Annotated in this window: 13 protein-coding genes and 1 pseudogene; 4 read left to right on the plus strand and 10 right to left on the minus strand. The window is 34.2% G+C overall.

All coding sequences use genetic code 11. The features are described from left to right. A partial coding sequence (locus tag ACFSO7_RS09560) for an S-layer homology domain-containing protein (protein WP_377877077.1) occupies positions 1–2,746 on the minus strand: 2,746 nt, incomplete at its 3' end. 405 nt (positions 2,747–3,151) lie between these two features. On the opposite strand from ACFSO7_RS09560, the gene ACFSO7_RS09565 reads away from it, so the two are divergent. The 3 genes from ACFSO7_RS09565 to ACFSO7_RS09575 all read left to right on the plus strand — a co-directional run bounded on the left by ACFSO7_RS09565 (position 3,152) and on the right by ACFSO7_RS09575 (position 5,419). Continuing rightward, positions 3,152–4,036 (plus strand): hypothetical protein, encoded by an 885-nt coding sequence (locus ACFSO7_RS09565; protein ID WP_377877078.1) that lies wholly within the window; start codon positions 3,152–3,154, stop codon positions 4,034–4,036. A 120-nt stretch (positions 4,037–4,156) separates the two neighbouring features. Further along, positions 4,157–4,714 carry a competence protein ComK gene (locus tag ACFSO7_RS09570; RefSeq protein WP_377877079.1) on the plus strand — a complete coding sequence of 186 codons (558 nt, stop codon included), beginning with the start codon at positions 4,157–4,159 and terminating at the stop codon, positions 4,712–4,714. Positions 4,715–4,933: 219 nt separating this feature from the next. Next, the gene (locus ACFSO7_RS09575) at positions 4,934–5,419 is read left to right on the plus strand and encodes a sigma-70 family RNA polymerase sigma factor (protein WP_377877080.1); all 486 of its coding nucleotides are present in this window, start codon (positions 4,934–4,936) and stop codon (positions 5,417–5,419) included. A gap of 336 nt (positions 5,420–5,755) precedes the next feature. Here ACFSO7_RS09575 and ACFSO7_RS09580 read toward each other — a convergent pair whose 3' ends face one another. The 9 genes and pseudogenes from ACFSO7_RS09580 to ACFSO7_RS09620 form a co-directional block, all read right to left on the minus strand. Continuing rightward, positions 5,756–6,205, minus strand: coding sequence for a hypothetical protein (locus ACFSO7_RS09580; RefSeq protein WP_377877081.1), 450 nt, complete (start codon positions 6,203–6,205; stop codon positions 5,756–5,758). Between the two features lie 224 nt (positions 6,206–6,429). Further along, the gene (locus ACFSO7_RS09585) at positions 6,430–6,732 is read right to left on the minus strand and encodes a hypothetical protein (RefSeq protein ID WP_377877082.1); all 303 of its coding nucleotides are present in this window, start codon (positions 6,730–6,732) and stop codon (positions 6,430–6,432) included. A gap of 599 nt (positions 6,733–7,331) precedes the next feature. After that, entirely contained in the window at positions 7,332–7,823 is a 492-nt protein-coding gene (locus tag ACFSO7_RS09590) for a GNAT family N-acetyltransferase (RefSeq protein ID WP_377877083.1), read from the minus strand. Between the two features lie 859 nt (positions 7,824–8,682). After that, positions 8,683–9,057, minus strand: coding sequence for a YkvA family protein (locus ACFSO7_RS09595; RefSeq protein ID WP_377877089.1), 375 nt, complete (start codon positions 9,055–9,057; stop codon positions 8,683–8,685). Between the two features lie 341 nt (positions 9,058–9,398). Then, positions 9,399–10,166 (minus strand): DUF4230 domain-containing protein, encoded by a 768-nt coding sequence (locus tag ACFSO7_RS09600; RefSeq protein WP_377877084.1) that lies wholly within the window; start codon positions 10,164–10,166, stop codon positions 9,399–9,401. A gap of 41 nt (positions 10,167–10,207) precedes the next feature. Beyond that, a pseudogene (locus ACFSO7_RS09605) lies at positions 10,208–10,507 on the minus strand (AAA family ATPase); the annotation flags it as partial. Positions 10,508–11,138: 631 nt separating this feature from the next. Beyond that, positions 11,139–11,411, minus strand: coding sequence for a hypothetical protein (locus tag ACFSO7_RS09610; protein WP_377877085.1), 273 nt, complete (start codon positions 11,409–11,411; stop codon positions 11,139–11,141). 613 nt (positions 11,412–12,024) lie between these two features. Next, positions 12,025–12,441: a hypothetical protein gene (locus ACFSO7_RS09615; RefSeq protein WP_377877086.1), complete on the minus strand. Its 417-nt coding sequence runs from the start codon at positions 12,439–12,441 to the stop codon at positions 12,025–12,027. A 240-nt stretch (positions 12,442–12,681) separates the two neighbouring features. Next, positions 12,682–13,572 carry a tyrosine-type recombinase/integrase gene (locus ACFSO7_RS09620; RefSeq protein ID WP_377877087.1) on the minus strand — a complete coding sequence of 297 codons (891 nt, stop codon included), beginning with the start codon at positions 13,570–13,572 and terminating at the stop codon, positions 12,682–12,684. Between the two features lie 73 nt (positions 13,573–13,645). On the opposite strand from ACFSO7_RS09620, the gene ACFSO7_RS09625 reads away from it, so the two are divergent. Then, positions 13,646–16,492 (plus strand): Ig-like domain-containing protein, encoded by a 2,847-nt coding sequence (locus ACFSO7_RS09625; protein WP_377877088.1) that lies wholly within the window; start codon positions 13,646–13,648, stop codon positions 16,490–16,492. Positions 16,493–17,017 lie beyond the last annotated feature (525 nt).

Genomic DNA, 17,017 nt, shown 5'->3' on the forward strand with positions numbered 1-17,017 from the left:
TTTTCACTGTGGCTGCTAAACTACCTGCTGCTTCTGTTGTTGCTGGTGTTAATGTATAGCCTTCTACAGTTACTGTGAAGTTTGTATTCGTTACAACTGCTTTTACTGCATTTTCAAGTTCCGTTTGTGTAGTTGCATTGGTTGGCGCAAATGTTCCTACCGCACCTTCCGCTGCTGTTTTTGCTTCAGCTAATGTTTGTGTTGCTTGATTCTGTGTAAAGATAGCGTACACTGTTGTATCTACTACGAATACTGTTGCCGCTGTTACCTTATCACCTGTTCCATCAGCTTTTGTATTCCACTCTTTAAATGTGTGTCCAGCTTTTGTTGGTGCAGCTGGTAAACTTACGTTACCACTTGCATCTGTTGTAGCTGTTGTTGTTGCACCCTCTACATCAAATGTTACTGTATATGTTACCTCAGTTTGGTCACTATTAATTTGACCGGCACTAAGCGTAATCAATTTGAACTTAACTACATTCCCATCGGCATTCCCAACTTCGTAAACTGCAACATATTTATTAATTTCAACATCTACACCATTAATATCTGTACCAGATTCATAATCTACAGCATCTGTTCCTTCAGTTATTTTGTCTCCAACATCAGGAGTAATAACCGGTATTGAAGATACTTTAATCATCAAGTGATTATTCGTTGCAGGTGTTGCTTCAATTTTTGTAGTTCCAGTTAAAGAGCCAGGTGATGCAGTTGCAGATAATTCTGGTGCATCAATTTGATCCTTAGCAGCTATAACACTAGCAATATTTGATATATCTGATCTATTACCCCTGGTATCTACAGCAAATACCGTGTAGTAATACGTGCCAGATATCGCTGTTACATCAGTAAATGTAGTAGATGTAGCTGGGATTTTATTACTTACAAAAGTTGCTTCTGTTTTACCGTCAGCATTTCTTGTACGATATACCTCATAATAAGCCAAATCTGACGCGCTACTTGCATTCCAAGTAATTACGTTCTGTACGCCGTCTTTACCAGTTTTATTAGTATCAACACTTGTTCCACTAACCCCTGTCACAGCCGCTGGAGCAGTTGTGTCCGCTGGTGGTGTTGTATTGTTATCACTTGATCCTCCACCAGTGCTTGGAGCAGGAGTAGGTGTTGGTGTCGGCGCAGGTGTTGCATCAGGATTCTTGCTGCCACCTACTTGCTCGATGTTTTGTTTAATTTGGTTATAGTTACTGATTAGGTCAGAAGCTTTTGCACCTTCAGGAAGAGTAAGGTTTCCAATTTTCGTTGCTGCATTTAATGTAAGTTTAGTATCTTTATTTTCAGCAAGTATTTGTTTAATTTCACCTGTTGTATTTAGGTTTACATTAGATGCTCCAGGAATATTCACACTTCCAATTGTTGCTGAACCCGTTACTGTAATAGCATTTGGATTTCCAATCGTTAATGCTCCTACATTGGCATTAAGGTCTACTTGGCTTGCACCAGCCATTAGACTGATTTGTGGAATGACAATACCTTGGTCAGCTGTAATCGTTGCGTTCGAATAGATATTAAGCTCAGGTACGGTTGTTGCACCTTTTGCTTCCACTTTAACATTAGCTTTTTTTACATCTACCGCACTAAGGTTTGAATTATTGAATGAAATATTTGTGAAAGTAACAGTTGCCATTTTGAAGGCAGCTATTGACACTTTTGCTTTTAATGATTGATAAAACTTATCACTTGCTGCAGAAACTGGTGTTTCACCATCAATCGTTGTTTTGCCAGTAACAGCTAATTTATCAGCAAAGAAACTGTTTATTACTTCTTTTCCGATTACAAAATCACCTTTAACCGTCAAGTTTTTAACAGAAACATTATCTGCAGAGATCTTAACATTTCCTTCAATCACACCATTTTTTCCATCAAAAACGAAAGCACTATTTGCGGTTCCACCTGTTTTAATCTCTAGATCTATCACACTCTTAATGACGCCATTCTCTGGAATAAATTTAACAATGGCATTCTTTAGAACCGCTGCATTTTCTACATTAAAGATCGCTTTTGTTGCATCTGTTAATGTATATGTAGTTCCACTTAACGTTACAGTACCATCAGCAATTTTCTCAACTGTAGATACTGAAACATTCGCAACAGTACCTTCTGCACGGTGTACAAACGCAGCCATTTGGCCTCTTGTAACTACTTTACCTGGTGCAAAAGTAGTGGCTGTTGTCCCTTGAGTAATTTTATTTTCTACTAATGTATTTACAAAGTTAGCAAACCATTTATCTTCTGGAACATCTGTGAATGATGATTTGCTTGTAGAAGCCTTTAAATTATAAGCAAGCGTCAGCATTTTCGCTAATTCTGCTCTTGTTACTGTGTTGTCTGGCTTAAAGGTTTCTTTATCAAAACCACTAATAATCCCTTTTTCAACTAAAGCAGCAACCGATTTATAGTACCATTTGTCTTCCTTTACATCTTTAAATCCTGGGTTTTTAACAGCTGCATCCTTTAATCCTAATGAAGTTGCAATGATGACAGCCGCTTGTGAACGAGTGACCTCAGCATCAGGCTTAAACGTACCGTCTGGAAAGCCATTAATAACACCTTTTCCTGATAAGCTTAATACCGCATCATAGTAATATTTGTCGCTACTCACATCGGAAAAATCTTTTCCAGCAGCCTTTGCTGATAGAACATTAAAAGGTACAACAGGTGCTACTGTACTTGCTACAACTGCCATTGAAACGGATGCAGCTAAAAATTTCTTGTAGGACTTACTCATCTTAAATTTTCCTCCTAATTATTATTAAAAACTATTAACATAGTTTTCTAGCGAGACATGGACAAAACCCCTTCTTTGAAAAAAGAAAAGGCGCATATGACTATTAACCTAATAGATACAACGAAAGAACTACATTTTCACTATAGCTATTATAATAAAATAGTTATTTGTGACTATTTCGATATCCAAAATTAAGTTTAGCAAAGATTGTCGTATTTTGGAATTTATATGATTCGACAAATTTCTTAACGATTACTAGAACAAACCTCTCCATTCCAGCGTTTTCTATCCGCAGGCATCAAATAAATCCCTATCGATTCACAAAATTGTAACAATATGCCAAAATTTACCCTGTCTTTTTCTACGTGTTTCCCCTATTTAATAGGTGAAAGGCGGTGCAAGAGGGTGAATCTTAAATCAAATTGCATTGATCAGTTTACTTCGTTTTCTTTATTTTCTTCTCTTCAGGAGTTTAATCATCATTTGGAGATGTGGCTTTCAGTTTGTAAGGAGAAATTTTCGAAAGGAGAATTAATTGGGTTGAAAAGGCTTGTTCGGTTTTCTGCGAAGGTTCCTGGGGTTTGTAATGCAAAAATTGGTACGTTATTAAAAGCGGTTCATGAGGATTACAATGCAAATGGAATTTCCCGCTCTACTTTTAAAAGAATGGTTTTAAAAGCAAAGTCACTTGGGATATTGACGGTTCATGAAACGGAAAGAAAAAATGGTTCCCAATCTAGTAATCTGTATATCTTTAATCGTTTTCTTCAGAATGAACCACCTAAAGCGGAAAAAATGAGCCACCATATTGAATCTAATAATCTTATTAAAACTATTAAACAAAAGATAACTAAACGTAATGAAACGGAGCTTGATAGCACATTTACTAGTGATAAAGTTCCTTCTCCATTTATAAATGTTGTGAAATACTATTTCCCTGAAGCAACAATCATTGAAGAGTATTGGAAAATGGCTTCTATCGCTGCCTATCGAAATAATCGTGAAAAGGACACCGAACAAGTTCTTGCCATCGCAATACAGTCCTTTAAGCAGCTGATCCGCAAATTGAAATTAACGAGTGCGGTTAAAAAGCCTATTGCCTATTTTTATGGAATCGTGAACCGTAAGTTTGAAGAGCTATATTTTGAGGAGATTCACGAAATGGGCTTTGATGGAGTGGGCAATCTCTATGAAGATTGGTTCCTTTTGAAAGGAACAACTGGAAGAAGCTTGAATGAACCATGTTCACAAACCTTTCCTTTTTCATTTTATCAACTGAATACAGAATAAATGTGAAATTCATCATTAGAGGGTCTAGCATTTAAGGAGGTGTGACAAATGTAAACTCGGGGGCGATTGGCCAAATCCAGAAGGTCATACTAAATATCAATGAGAAAAGGTGGAGAACGAATGCTAATAAAAAGTGATCACATTATTAATCAAAAGACCCTTCTAATCAAAGGGGAGTATGCATTACACGGTATGCTTTGTACTAGGGTCATGGTAGAAAACGGATCATTCTTAGTAAACAAGTCTCCTTCACAACTCTTGGAGGGAACCCTTAATTACATCGGGTTTAATTTAAAAGGAGCTGTTACGGGAGCAAGATTCATTCTGCGAAAAACAAAAAAATGTCCGATTATCCTAAACCCTTACCAAGGTGTTTGTATGTTTCCGATTACGTCACCCCATAAGATGGATAATATTTGGTTTAATCCAATGCAGATTAAACATACAAGAGCACTCGACCGAAAGACCGAAGTCCTATTTTATAATGGGCATTCCATCATCGTTGACTCCAGATTAAAAGCCTTTAACGACAAAATAACGTCAGCAAAGCAACTAATCGACATTTCATCACAGAACGGGAACAGTTCTAGTCCCAACCCTCATGAATCAAAAAAAGGATACCAACTTATCAAAGATTCCACTGGTCATTATAATTTTGATTTATTAACAACACCTTGATTAGTAGATGATTACGAGTTAAAGCTATTCTATTTTAATAAAAGCGATGGGAAATTCCCGAATGTCCGAAAAGCCTCCAAATTTGGTTTAATAATCGACATTTAAACGTTTTTATACATTAGTATGATCAAAACTGAATTTGAGATGAACAGATGATTCTTTCTATAGTTGGCATCCACGGGAACACATGGGTCAAGCGCTTTTAGAAAGGAAGCCCAATTGGATACTTTTGAACAACTATTACACAATTATACACGGATGATTCATCATATCATCGATCGACTACATATTTACAAAAATCATGACGCATTCTTCCAAGCAGGACGGATTGGCTTATGGAAAGCAAGCATTAGTTACGATCCTAACAAAGGATCTTTTGACTGCTATGCCTATGTATATATTATGGGTAAAATCAAAGATGAATTGCGAAAGGAGAGGGAGCTTGAAGATCGAAATATTTATGCAACCGAGGAGTTTTGGGAGTGTTTCCAAAGTCCTGTTACCTGCCATGCACCTGAGGATTCTCTCTTGCCCCTAATTCTACGTCGCTCCTTTACTCCTAACCAGAGAAAATGGTTACATTATACGTATGTAGATCATTTAGAGACAAAGGAAATAGCTGAAAAAGAACAAGTTTCCCTTTCAACAGTAAAGGAATGGAAAGCTGGGGTCAGAAAAAAGTTGCGGACCATGAAGTGTAGTTAAACAAGAATCGTTAAGAGTAATTAGAGTTAAATAACCTATAAAACAAACATCTACTAAAAGATAGCATATCTTTATTTTTTTCAAACAAACGTTTGATTGAACTAACTTTAGCCTTTGTGTGGCAAGGCTTTGCATAGTTTGATCAAACGTTTGATTAGATGATTTACAAGTACTCTTAAAGAACAAATCAGTCAAATCTAGAATAGTACCTAGAATACAAGGTTGATAAATATGTTGTTATACATAATGTTCCGTATGTGACATAAAGAAAGTCTACATTAAATTTTGGCTTTAACTGTCTATCCACTGTTTCAATGATTATTTACATAAAAAAACTCAAGTAATTTTTTCGATATAGATGTTTTTATTTTTAAATTCAATTTTTATTGTATCGCATTGAGGAATCATCATAATTTCATGAGAAATAACCTCATCATCTACTGGTAAGAATTCATTGTAACCCCATAACCCAAAATGAGAAACACCGTCCGTTGTAGGAATATTAAGTGAAACCCTAGTAATCTTTTTATATGTGATTTTCCACATCTGTTCCCCATCGCAAACTTTAATTATTACCTCTAGTGGATATTTCCCTTTATTTTGATGTTTTAATTCAATACTTAGTATTTCAGAGTCATGAAAACTTTTACTTAATATAAATTTAAATACTTTTTTAGAGAAACGATTTTCCATTGATTTAAGTACTCTTTTATATTCATTCATATTTTGAATCCATTCATCATCGTGTGAGTGATTAATGTAAAGCTCTTTCTTAAAGTATTGCAACCAATTACCCCTTTATTTAGATTCTAGCTTTAAATAAAAAATCTATGTTACCACATGCTTGGGTTTAAATGAGCAGTTTGTTCCAACCGCTACATAAAAAAAGCCAACTGGCTACTGATAAACTCCAAAGTTATTTATAAATTAAATATGTGTTTTACAAAAAATAACATGATGGCTTTTTGTCCAACTCCGTCATAAAAAGCCATCATAATAATGATGACCGCTTAAAAGAAAAACCTTACTTTTAATTTTGTATGTTCTAGTATTTTAGCCGACATTCCATCTATTATATTCTTCTTTATTTCAAAACATCCTTCACATAAATGTGTATCAGGAAACCATGTATCAATATAAATAGTGTCAGGTTTATATGATAATGATAAAGCATGATTTATTATTTGCTCACATATTATCTCATCAAAAATTTCTGAAGTAATTTCATATGTTGGTTCTGTTAGTTCGTAATCAAAAAAAATCCAGTTTTCTTTTTCGTAATCGATTTTATAACCACATACTCCACATTCCATATGGAACACTCCTTTAATTCTATGTGATTATTATATACGAAAGGAGAAACAATCAGTAGATTTTTCCAATTCCATTGTAAATCTGATAATATGAATCTGGAAACAAACCCAAAAACCGAACTACTATTTTCTGAAGGTGCATCCATATGTATAAAAAATCTAAAATATTATTAATTTTCGGGGCGGCATTATGGCTTCTAAGCTTAACCTTAGCTTATGTTTCCTTTATAACCTCAAAAGGTATCTTTTACCTAGTTCAGCAGCTTCTCTCTCTGTATTTTGGTTTAGGTTGTACAGTGCTATTTTTAATTTACATCGTCATTGTTTTTTTCATTCATCGGAAGAAACGTAAATACAGAGATTAACATTCAAGAAGTTATATTGCGCACTATCATCCAGATGCGACAAAAAAAGCCTTACAGGTGCACTGTTAACTTAATCATTCTAGACATGCTTTAAACTCAACTCATTAATATATTCTTTTTTTAGGGTATTCCTTTAAAACCATTAGTATTTTAATAGAAGAACTGCATAGTTTGATGTTCCTGATGTGATAAAAAAAGAGTCACTTTAGGTTGATCCCTTCATTAATTCCATACCTAATTCTCATTATCAACCGGATTTTCCAGTTGTAATTCCCATTTTTCTTCAATCATTTTAACATTCGAAAGGAAGGATTCTTTTGTTTCTACTTTAGTAAATCCAAATTTTTTGTAAATATGACGTGCAGATTTAAGATCAGCATTAGTCCAAAGAATAAGCTTATTAAATTTATTGGAGACACAAAAATCAATAGCTGTTTGGATTAGTTTCTTCCCCATGCCTGTTCCCCTTAATACCGGATCAACAAGGAATAATCCTAACTGTGCAGTAACTTCATCATATTTGCTTATAGAAATTGAGCCATATAATTTTTTGTCAATTTCTATTAACCAAATCCTTTCTCTCGGATCATTTTTAACTGTATATTCCTGAATCTTATTTGCTACAAACTGTTTAAATGAAATATCATAGCCATACTCATCTTTATATAACGAATAATGTGACTTAATAATGTAATCCTTGTCTTCTAAAGTAAATTCTCTAATCAATTCAAACACACTCCTAACATATACCTACATAATTAGAAGTTCGTTAAAATTAAAAGAATTTCCTTTGTTTAATCGCAATTATAAACTAAAAAAGCGTATTCCGTTTACGCTTTATCAGTAATTTTATTCCATAATAATTATTAGTTCTTCGTTCTCTATACTCCAAGTGGAATAATTTTCAATTCAATCCATATATCCGAAAGGTAAATACAAAAAGGACTAGTGCTCTATCTCCCCCTTAATCCAAATATTCCTATTATTAACATAAAAACCACCTCTTTAACAAAGAGATGGCTGCTTTTATTATTAGGTTTACGGATATAAGTAGGAAACAGTCGAATAAATGGAATTTTAGTCTATATGAAGGTTCCAAGAGAGAAAACAGAAGGAATCATCAACTCTCTTGTACTCCGCGTACAAACAACTGTACACAATAGGTGGTTTTAAAAACTCATTGTAATAATTCGATCAGAACAGTCAATCTATCGGACTCAAATGGGATTCTATCAGACAAAATCTGCAGGTCTATCGGACAAGTTCACACTTCTATCGGATTTTGTCAGTTTAAGTATGAATCAAATATTAATCAAATGATTGATTGTACTGGCTTTAGCCTATGTGTGGTAAGGCTTTAGCTTGGTTTTAACAAACGTTTGAAAAGATGGGAATGAATGATAGAGGTATTCCAAACTTCATTGTTTTTGATAACTACAATTTGAGCCACACCAATCATCAAATTTTGAGCCACCTGTCCTTTTGGAACTGGAAAATCTGGAATGTCACTACATGGAGTCTTCACTACAAATGCAAGAAAATAAAGTCTGCTTCCCGAAAACTTGGAAACAGACTTATAATATCATTATCTACCTAGTTTATTATCAATCTCAGTTGTATCTACATTCTCACCAAATAAATCTTTTAGTTTATTTTTGGCTTGCATTTTAATTTCATCATCAACATATAAAGCTACTTGAACTAAAGCGAATATTACAGCACTTAAGTCGTCAGCATATCCTACACCAACTGCTAAGTCAGGTATAATGTCTAGAGGTAAAATAAAATAACCTAAAGCCCCAACAATGGTTGCTTTAACTTTTAATGGTACATCTGGTTTTTGAAGTGTGTAATAAAGTAATAGAACGGCGTAGACTACAGAAGTTCCAGCTCTTTTAGAAAATTTTTGAACCTTAGTCCAAAACTTTTCCTCTGTGAAATGCTCTACGTGTTGGTTTATATCTTCAACATTTAGTTTTTCTGCTTCATCTTTTAAATCAGCAACTAGTTAGTTCTTCTTCAATTTCAATTTTGTCGACTTCATCAATATAAGATGAGGATAATTCATCAAGATCTGTTTTCTTTTTAAATAGATTTTTTAACATGAAATCACCCCAATCATTAGTAGATTACATTTACATTTTACACCATTATTATCCATTTACGATCTTTTGAAACACTAGTATTTCAAATAAATAAGTTTCTGTCGATTTCTACAATAAGTTGAATCGACAAACTTCTATGTCTCCCCCAGTTTATGACAGAACGGCCTGTCCCAAGAAATATGGGCAGGCCGTCCTATTAGTTAAACGTGACATTTACCGTATAACCAATATTCTTAAAAAATTCCTTTAGCACTTTTTCTGCGTTCTTCTCTGCAGTATTTAGTAAACCAATAGAGTTGGCCTCTTGACGAGCTTTTTTTTGTGCCTCAGCGACCTTGACAATCCCCTCATCCATTGTATAATCACTACGGAAAACCCCAACACTGTCAAGGCTTAGTATTTTATCCATCTGCACTGATGGTTCCTGGATGAGCTTTGCATGAGGAAGGGTAATATCTATTTCTTTTGTTTCTTCATTAATAATCATGTCCTCAGAAGTAATCCCTTTCAAATCAACACCAGCAATAACTGTCGCAGGTACAACTAATAGTAGTTCTCGCTTTGTTCCTGGCAGATTTTTGATCCAGAAAGACTTATTATCCTCTTGTTTTATAACCACTTTCATATGGGCTTCAGCTGTTGCCAATGTGGCTAGCTCCTGAACATGTTCAACAAACGTAACTGACTCTTGTTTGAAGGTACTGTTCGTAAATAGCCGAATTACTCCTAAAGCGATGACTAAAGCTAAAAAAATAACGATGACCATGATTAAAATATTCTTCAATCCACCAGCCTTTAAGAAAGACTTAAATATTCCTTTCGGTGGAGAAAAAGATCTTGAATTATGATCTATCGCAATAGTAGCAGCACTTTGCTGTTGTGCTTCCATAAATTCTATTAATTTTCTTTCTAGTTGTGCAATTTTTTCGTCCTTTTCTTCTATAATTTCTCTATTTGTATCCATTTTTTACACCTTCCATTTTTACCATTACAATGCCTATCCTTTTAAACCACTAATCTATTATGTGAGGAATTATTTAAATAAATGTTAGCTTCTTTACTACAGTCATATACCTTATGCATTTCTAGAAGATTTTCACCATTAAGAAGGATTCTTGTTGTAGTGCTGCTTTCGAAAGTAGAATCGATAAACGAGGCTAGAAGTGATATCTGAAAAAATAAATACAATTGTAATTTATTGATTTTCAGAATGGACACGCAATCCTCATGCCCTATCTTAACAAAACTATTATTAAAGAAAATCTCCAATGCCTCTAATATTGTTGATTTACCAATATCATTCTTTCCTACTAATGTTTAATATCATTAATATCTACAGTAACTCTTTGCTTGTAAGATCTAAAATTCCCTAGGATCACCTTGTCTAATCTCAAATAATTCCCCCTAATAAAATTTAAACACTGTTTAAATTTACCATCCACTTTAACATTCTTCAACATAATATTACAAAAAACTCGCTTCAATAATCCGATTGTAACGCAATCTTCCCGCCCCTACCAGAAGCGTCGCAAACGAAGGTCGGGAAGGCATTTTTTAAATAGTAAAATAACACTAAAAATGCTTACCAGGATAATCATTATAATCTTAATTTGAAGTATAATTAGGCGCAAAAATAACTGTGAAAGTTATCCCTATTTCATTGGGTTAGTAAAGATTCATCCTTTCTATTGCGCAGTATCGTTGTACTGCGCAGCAAATGACCTTCTTTTTAGTTGTTCTTCTTATACATATGTTACGTTATACTTCCCTTTAATAATGTATTCGTTAATCAAAACATGCTGTTTATTGCAGCATGTTTTATGAATGGAAAAGAGTCTGAATATATAAGAAATGCATAAATTCTTGCATATTATTTGCTCTGAAATTTTATTCCTTGTTGTATTAAAGCACCCGTTAGTTGAAGAAGAAAGTAATTTTATTTCGATATTTTGTAAATATATCTTTTTAGTCCTGGTTGAGAGAATCCCCCACACCAAGTGGCTTTAATAGAATCTACACCATCTATATCAATCAAAACTTCCTGATGGTTAAATGCATCATGAGGAATTTTAGTTATTAGTTCTATTGTATTTATTTCGTTATCCTCGTAATCATCATAATAGCTATCCATTTTAAATTTCAATATTTTTACTGATTGATTATTAACTTTTATTCCAAAATGCTTATCTATTTTTCTATGTTTGTCCATATGCCCCCCCAATAGTTATCTTATTACGCTATCCTGCCCGTTAGTACCTTAATTCGCAAACATAAATATTGTATGTTTATTCATGGATATACACGATGATTCAGAACTATTATCAAACATTATACCAGCACCCAGAAGAGTTTGTTTCTGTAAATTCCTTTGCAAAATCACCAAAGATATTTATTGCGTAGTATGAATCTACTACGTAATACAAGAGTTAACTTGGACTGTTTGCAGAAGGCTGACCTCGTTAAGAATAAATCAGTTTTTTTATCTTTGATAACCAAAATGATTGCAGTGGTAAACAGTCCATCATTCTTTGGTACACTTTTGTCATTTGGTGGTAAATGGTATGTTAGAGGTAGTACATTTCAATGGCTGTAATCAGAAATAGAGTAACTCACGTTTTCTTGATTAGAGTGACTCTATTATAATGAGCTAAAACCGTGAACCAGTTATAGTTGATAGTACTTTAAAGGTGATAAAAAGAATTTTTCTCTCGTACGATGTGGCTTTGTATCTAAGTATCGGTATTCGATTTAGTGTAATTATTAATAACACTTGCACGATAGGTCCAAAGAAATCACAACTGATGTTCATTAACCGCTTCGTCTTAATTAATATAATAGTATTTAGACTTTTTCCTTTTACTATTCTTTACGAAAAGTTTAACCCCCGAAACAATAAGAAGATAAATGGATAGAATAACCATAAATCCAGATAAACCAAAAATGATATCCATAAACTCCACATTTCCACTGTCTGTCCATTTTTGTTCCATTTCAATGACAAATGCGATGATCATTACTAATGTTAATGAAAAAGTAAAAGTAACAAAGGAAATACTCCATTTTGCTAGTTTTTTGAATAGCATGTCGGCCAATGCGAAGATCATCAACCCTACTATTCCCAAAATATAAAAATGTAAAACTTTATCACTTATCTTAAGCCCTACCGTTTCAGTAAATAGTATTATATAATCGTGAATGTTTGTAAGAGTAGTTGACATAAAGTTTATGAATTGTTCCATTTTATCTCTCCTCGCAATCTAAATACTCTCATTATTAACATAAAAACCAGCTCTTAAACAAAGAGATGGCTCCATTTTATTATTATCAATCATGACTATGAATAGTACCCTGCATCCAGTTCATTTATTTTTAAAAACGCATTTCCTGCAATTAGCCTATCCTTTGAAACTTTGGAATCATTAATTTCATTTTTTTCTTTTAATCTTTCAAAAATTCCACAAGTGTATTCATGCACTTCCTTACAAATAATTAATAGGCTCTCTTAAATGTTCAATGGATAGATGCTGATATCTTAGTGTTGAACGAAGATCGGAATGGCCAAGGATAGTTGCAATGGTTCTTTGATCGATTTTTTTTATCGTTAAATGTGTCGCGGTGCAATGACGAATAGCATGGGGAGTGACCTTCTTGTTAATCCCTACTACTTTAACAAGATTTGTGAGCTTCAGTCGAATATCTGCCGCACTAACTGGCTTTATTGGGAACTTTCTAGATGGAAAAACATAGCGATTATCAAGAATAAAAGGATCTTGATAATGCTGCTTAATTAAATTGACTAGATTATTATGTATCGGCAAGTAGAGATCTTTCCCGCCCTTTACCTTTGGAAAATAAAAGATTTTCTCTTCCAATAATACATTCTTCTTCTCCAATGTTCGAACAGGCGAAAGCCGAGAACCAGTATAGTAGATAATGCTAAAAAAGAGATGATAAAAAGAATCCTTTTCACTCGCTCGATGCAATAAAAGCTTCACCTCATTCTCCGTCAAAATATCCTTCAACGGAATATATACCTTTGGCAATCTAATCCTAGCTGCCACATCAATCGGATAATCCAACTCATTCACTAAAAATTTATAAAATGACTTTAAAGTCGAAATTCTTCTAGCAATCGTATTTGGCTTATGCTTCATCTCCCTACCGAAATCCATAAACAACAGCAAATCTTCCTTAGTAATACTTTTCATCAGGAAATAGTCTTCCTGTTTCTTTACCAACATAAACCTTTTAAAAAACTGCATATCCTTCTCATAAGCCTTCAACGTCTCCCACGAATAATCTAATCTTCTTAAATGATCAAAGAATTGCTCCTTACACCATTGAAACTCGTAATCTTCTAAATTCAACATTTTCCCCTCCATAAAATTTAATCCAATTATAAGTATGGAAAATTTATTGGCATATTAAACGTGGGTGGTGGATGTGGGGGTAAGTGCAACTAACCTTAAAGAAGTAGTTGTTGAGTTCGATGGAACAGTTGACGTGACTTCTGCTGAAGATGTATCTAAATACTCAGTAGATAGTTCTGTTCAACTTGATACTGCTACAGTACTTGCTGATGGTAAATCAGTACGTCTTACTGTTAAAGAAGTAAACAGTAATGTACTTCAAAACCAACACACTTACAAAGTAACAGTTAAAAATGTAAAAGCTGGAGACAAGACTGTAAGCGCATCTGGTGTTGCATTCACTCCAGTAGATAACACTTTACCAGCTGTTGAATCAGTAAGATCACTTGGAACAAAAGCAATTAAAGTTTCGTTCTCAGAGCCAATTAAAACAGCATCTGTAAACAACTTTAAACTAGATGGAAAATCATTCTTCGGTTCAGTAACTGAAGGAGGACGTTCATTAGTATTAAAACCTTATACTACTACTGATCTTTCTGTAGGAACACATAAATTAGAAGTGTCAGGTGTAGAAGACTATGCTAACTTTAAATCACTTTCATCAACATCTGAATTTGAAGTAGTAGAAGATACTACAGCTCCAACAATTAAAGAAGTAAAAGCAACTCTTGAATCAGTAACTGTAACATTCAGTGAAGAAGTAGATCCAGATACAGTAACTAAAGGTAATGTATATTGGATGTCTGGAACAGACAAGAAAGCTGCTGGAAGTGTAACTCAACTTACTTCAGATACTTTCAAGTTTGATTTCACTGCTAACGCTCTTCCAGGATATGAAACTACATTAAATGTAGAAGGAGTTAAAGATTACACTGGCAACAAAATCACTGAAACTCAAGTGAAAGTGAAAGCAGATGTAGATCAAACTCGTCCGGAAGTTACTGAAGTAGGCATCAACAAGTTAAATGACAAAAATATTACTGTTAAATTTAGCAAACAAGTTAAGATTGAAGATGTAAAATACTTTACACTAACTGATAGCGCTGGAGATATCGTACCTCTTAAACAAGTAACAGGTGCAGATGGAACATCATCTAAAGTATTTACCCTTGAAACTTATAATTCATTAGATGATAGTTATACTTTAAAAATTGTGGGTGTAAGAGATACAACTAAATTACAAAACACAATGAATGACTTTACAACTACACTAAATGGTGAAGATGTAACTCAACCAAGTTATACTTCAAACTCTGCAAACAATGCAACTCGTACTTTAATCATTAACTTTGATGAAAAAATGGATTTAGCTACTCTTGCAGATCACAAAAACTATTTGGTAACAATTAACAACAAATCACAACAATTACCAAGTGGAACAGAAGTAAGTCCAACACAAGATGGAAAAGCAGTACGTATTGTATTCCCACAATACATTGACAATGCATTAGTTGGAATTAACGATTCTGCTAAAGGTGCAAATGTAACTGCATTTAAATTATTAGCACTTAAAGATGTTGCAGGTAACATTATCTCTAACTTCGGAAGCGCTGATATTGCTGTTAATACTACACTGGCTAATATAATAACTGGTGCCTATGACTCAAATTCTAACAGCAAACCTGCTAAAATGACTGCTAAAGGTGTTGTGAAAGTTAAGTTTGATCAACCAATCGGTAAGGCTGTAGCTTCTGACTTTGTAGTTACTGGTGGAACTGGGGTATCAGTAAGTTCTGTAGACACTGACGGATCAAATGTTGTTACAATTAATCTTACAGGTAATCTTAATAAAACTGGTTTATTTGATACAACTGGTCCTACGGCAATTACATTGGCTGTAGCAGCAAATAACAAAATCACTACAACTTCCGGTAATGGTGTTGTTCAATCACAGACTGGATTCGCAATCCATGATGCTGTAAAACCAACTGTAGAACTTGGAAGTACACAAACACGCCTAAATATCAAAGCTACAACTACTGATACTATTGAGCTACCATTCAGTGAAAATTTAGCAACTGCACCTGCAGCTAACTATAAATATGACTTAATAGTTAAAAACGTAAGAACTGGTGCAATCTTATCAGTTGATAAGTATACTACAGCGGTTACTAACAATATACTTGAAATTAATCTAGATGAAACACAAGTTTCTACTAGTGATGAGTACTCAGTATATGTTAAGAAAGACGCTTCATTCATCCAAGACAATGATGGAAATAAAGCTTCTGAATCTGGAACTTATTTAAGTAAAGTTGGTGGAATTGATACATCATTACCGACATTTACTGCATCAACTGTACAAACAGCAGCTTCACTAAAGTTATTCTCAGGTGTAACAAATAAAGAAATCACTGTAACAGCAGCTGCAGAAAATGTAAGCTATCTTGGTGCTGTTGGTAATGCATTAACTGTTGAAATCGTAGCAAATGCAGACAACAATGCCGATACACTTTCAGCAGTACGTACAGGTGATACTATTGTTGTAACTCTTGCTGATGATAATACCGATGCACTTGTTGCTGCTTCAAACACTGCAACTTTAATTGCAGCAGCTATTGATGCTATTGATGGAGTAACTGCTTCAGTAACTAACGGTAACGGATCAGTTTCTGCAGCAGCTGCAGTAGCTCAAGCGTCACTTGCAGGTGGAACAGATGTACTTACATTAGATTTCTCTGAAGCATACTTGGCTTCTAGCATTGATACAACAAATGCAAATACAGATTTCGCAATCACTAGTGGAGGTGCAGTAACAGTTACTGCAACAACTGCAACAACTGATGCTGATACTCTTACTATCACTGTAACTGCAGCTAATAAGCAAGTTAAGAATGCGAAAATCAATGCAAAAGCAACTGAGGTAACTGACCTTGCTGGTAATGCAGCTGCAGCAGGTACTTTAGTAAATATCGACTAAATTAAAAAAAGTGGGGCCTGCCCATCATTCATTTAGAGTGATATAATGCTTTAGTTTGAAATGTCCTGTGGAGAGAAATCTTCACAGGGCTTTTCTATTAACAAGGGAATCCGAATCAAATAGAAAAATAAGCTTATATTATAAAAGTGAATAAGATAAATATCAGCCCTAATTCCATTTTTGGACTTAGGGCTATTTCTATTTGAGGAGGAGTTAGAATGAATCGCTATGAAACTAGAACTTAGGGTGCCAGGCACCATCCAAATATTGGTAAATGGAACAGAAGTTTAGGGTGCCAGCGTATAATGGGGAATAGGTCAAGTAATAATTTTTAAGAAAAATGGCCGACTTTAAGTAAAACCCCCGTCTTCCATTTTCAGGAAGGTTCAACTATCACAGATTATTATAATAGGGCCCCTCTAGGTCGTGAAAGGATCTTGCGTTTTCATCCTGCAGTGATACCACCTAGCAAATATAAACTCTAATTTTCACGTATTATCCGTATTTGCAGGACAAGATCCATAA

Source organism: Bacillus sp. CGMCC 1.16607 (genome assembly GCF_042683745.1).
GTDB lineage: Bacteria > Bacillota > Bacilli > Bacillales > Cytobacillaceae > Pseudoneobacillus.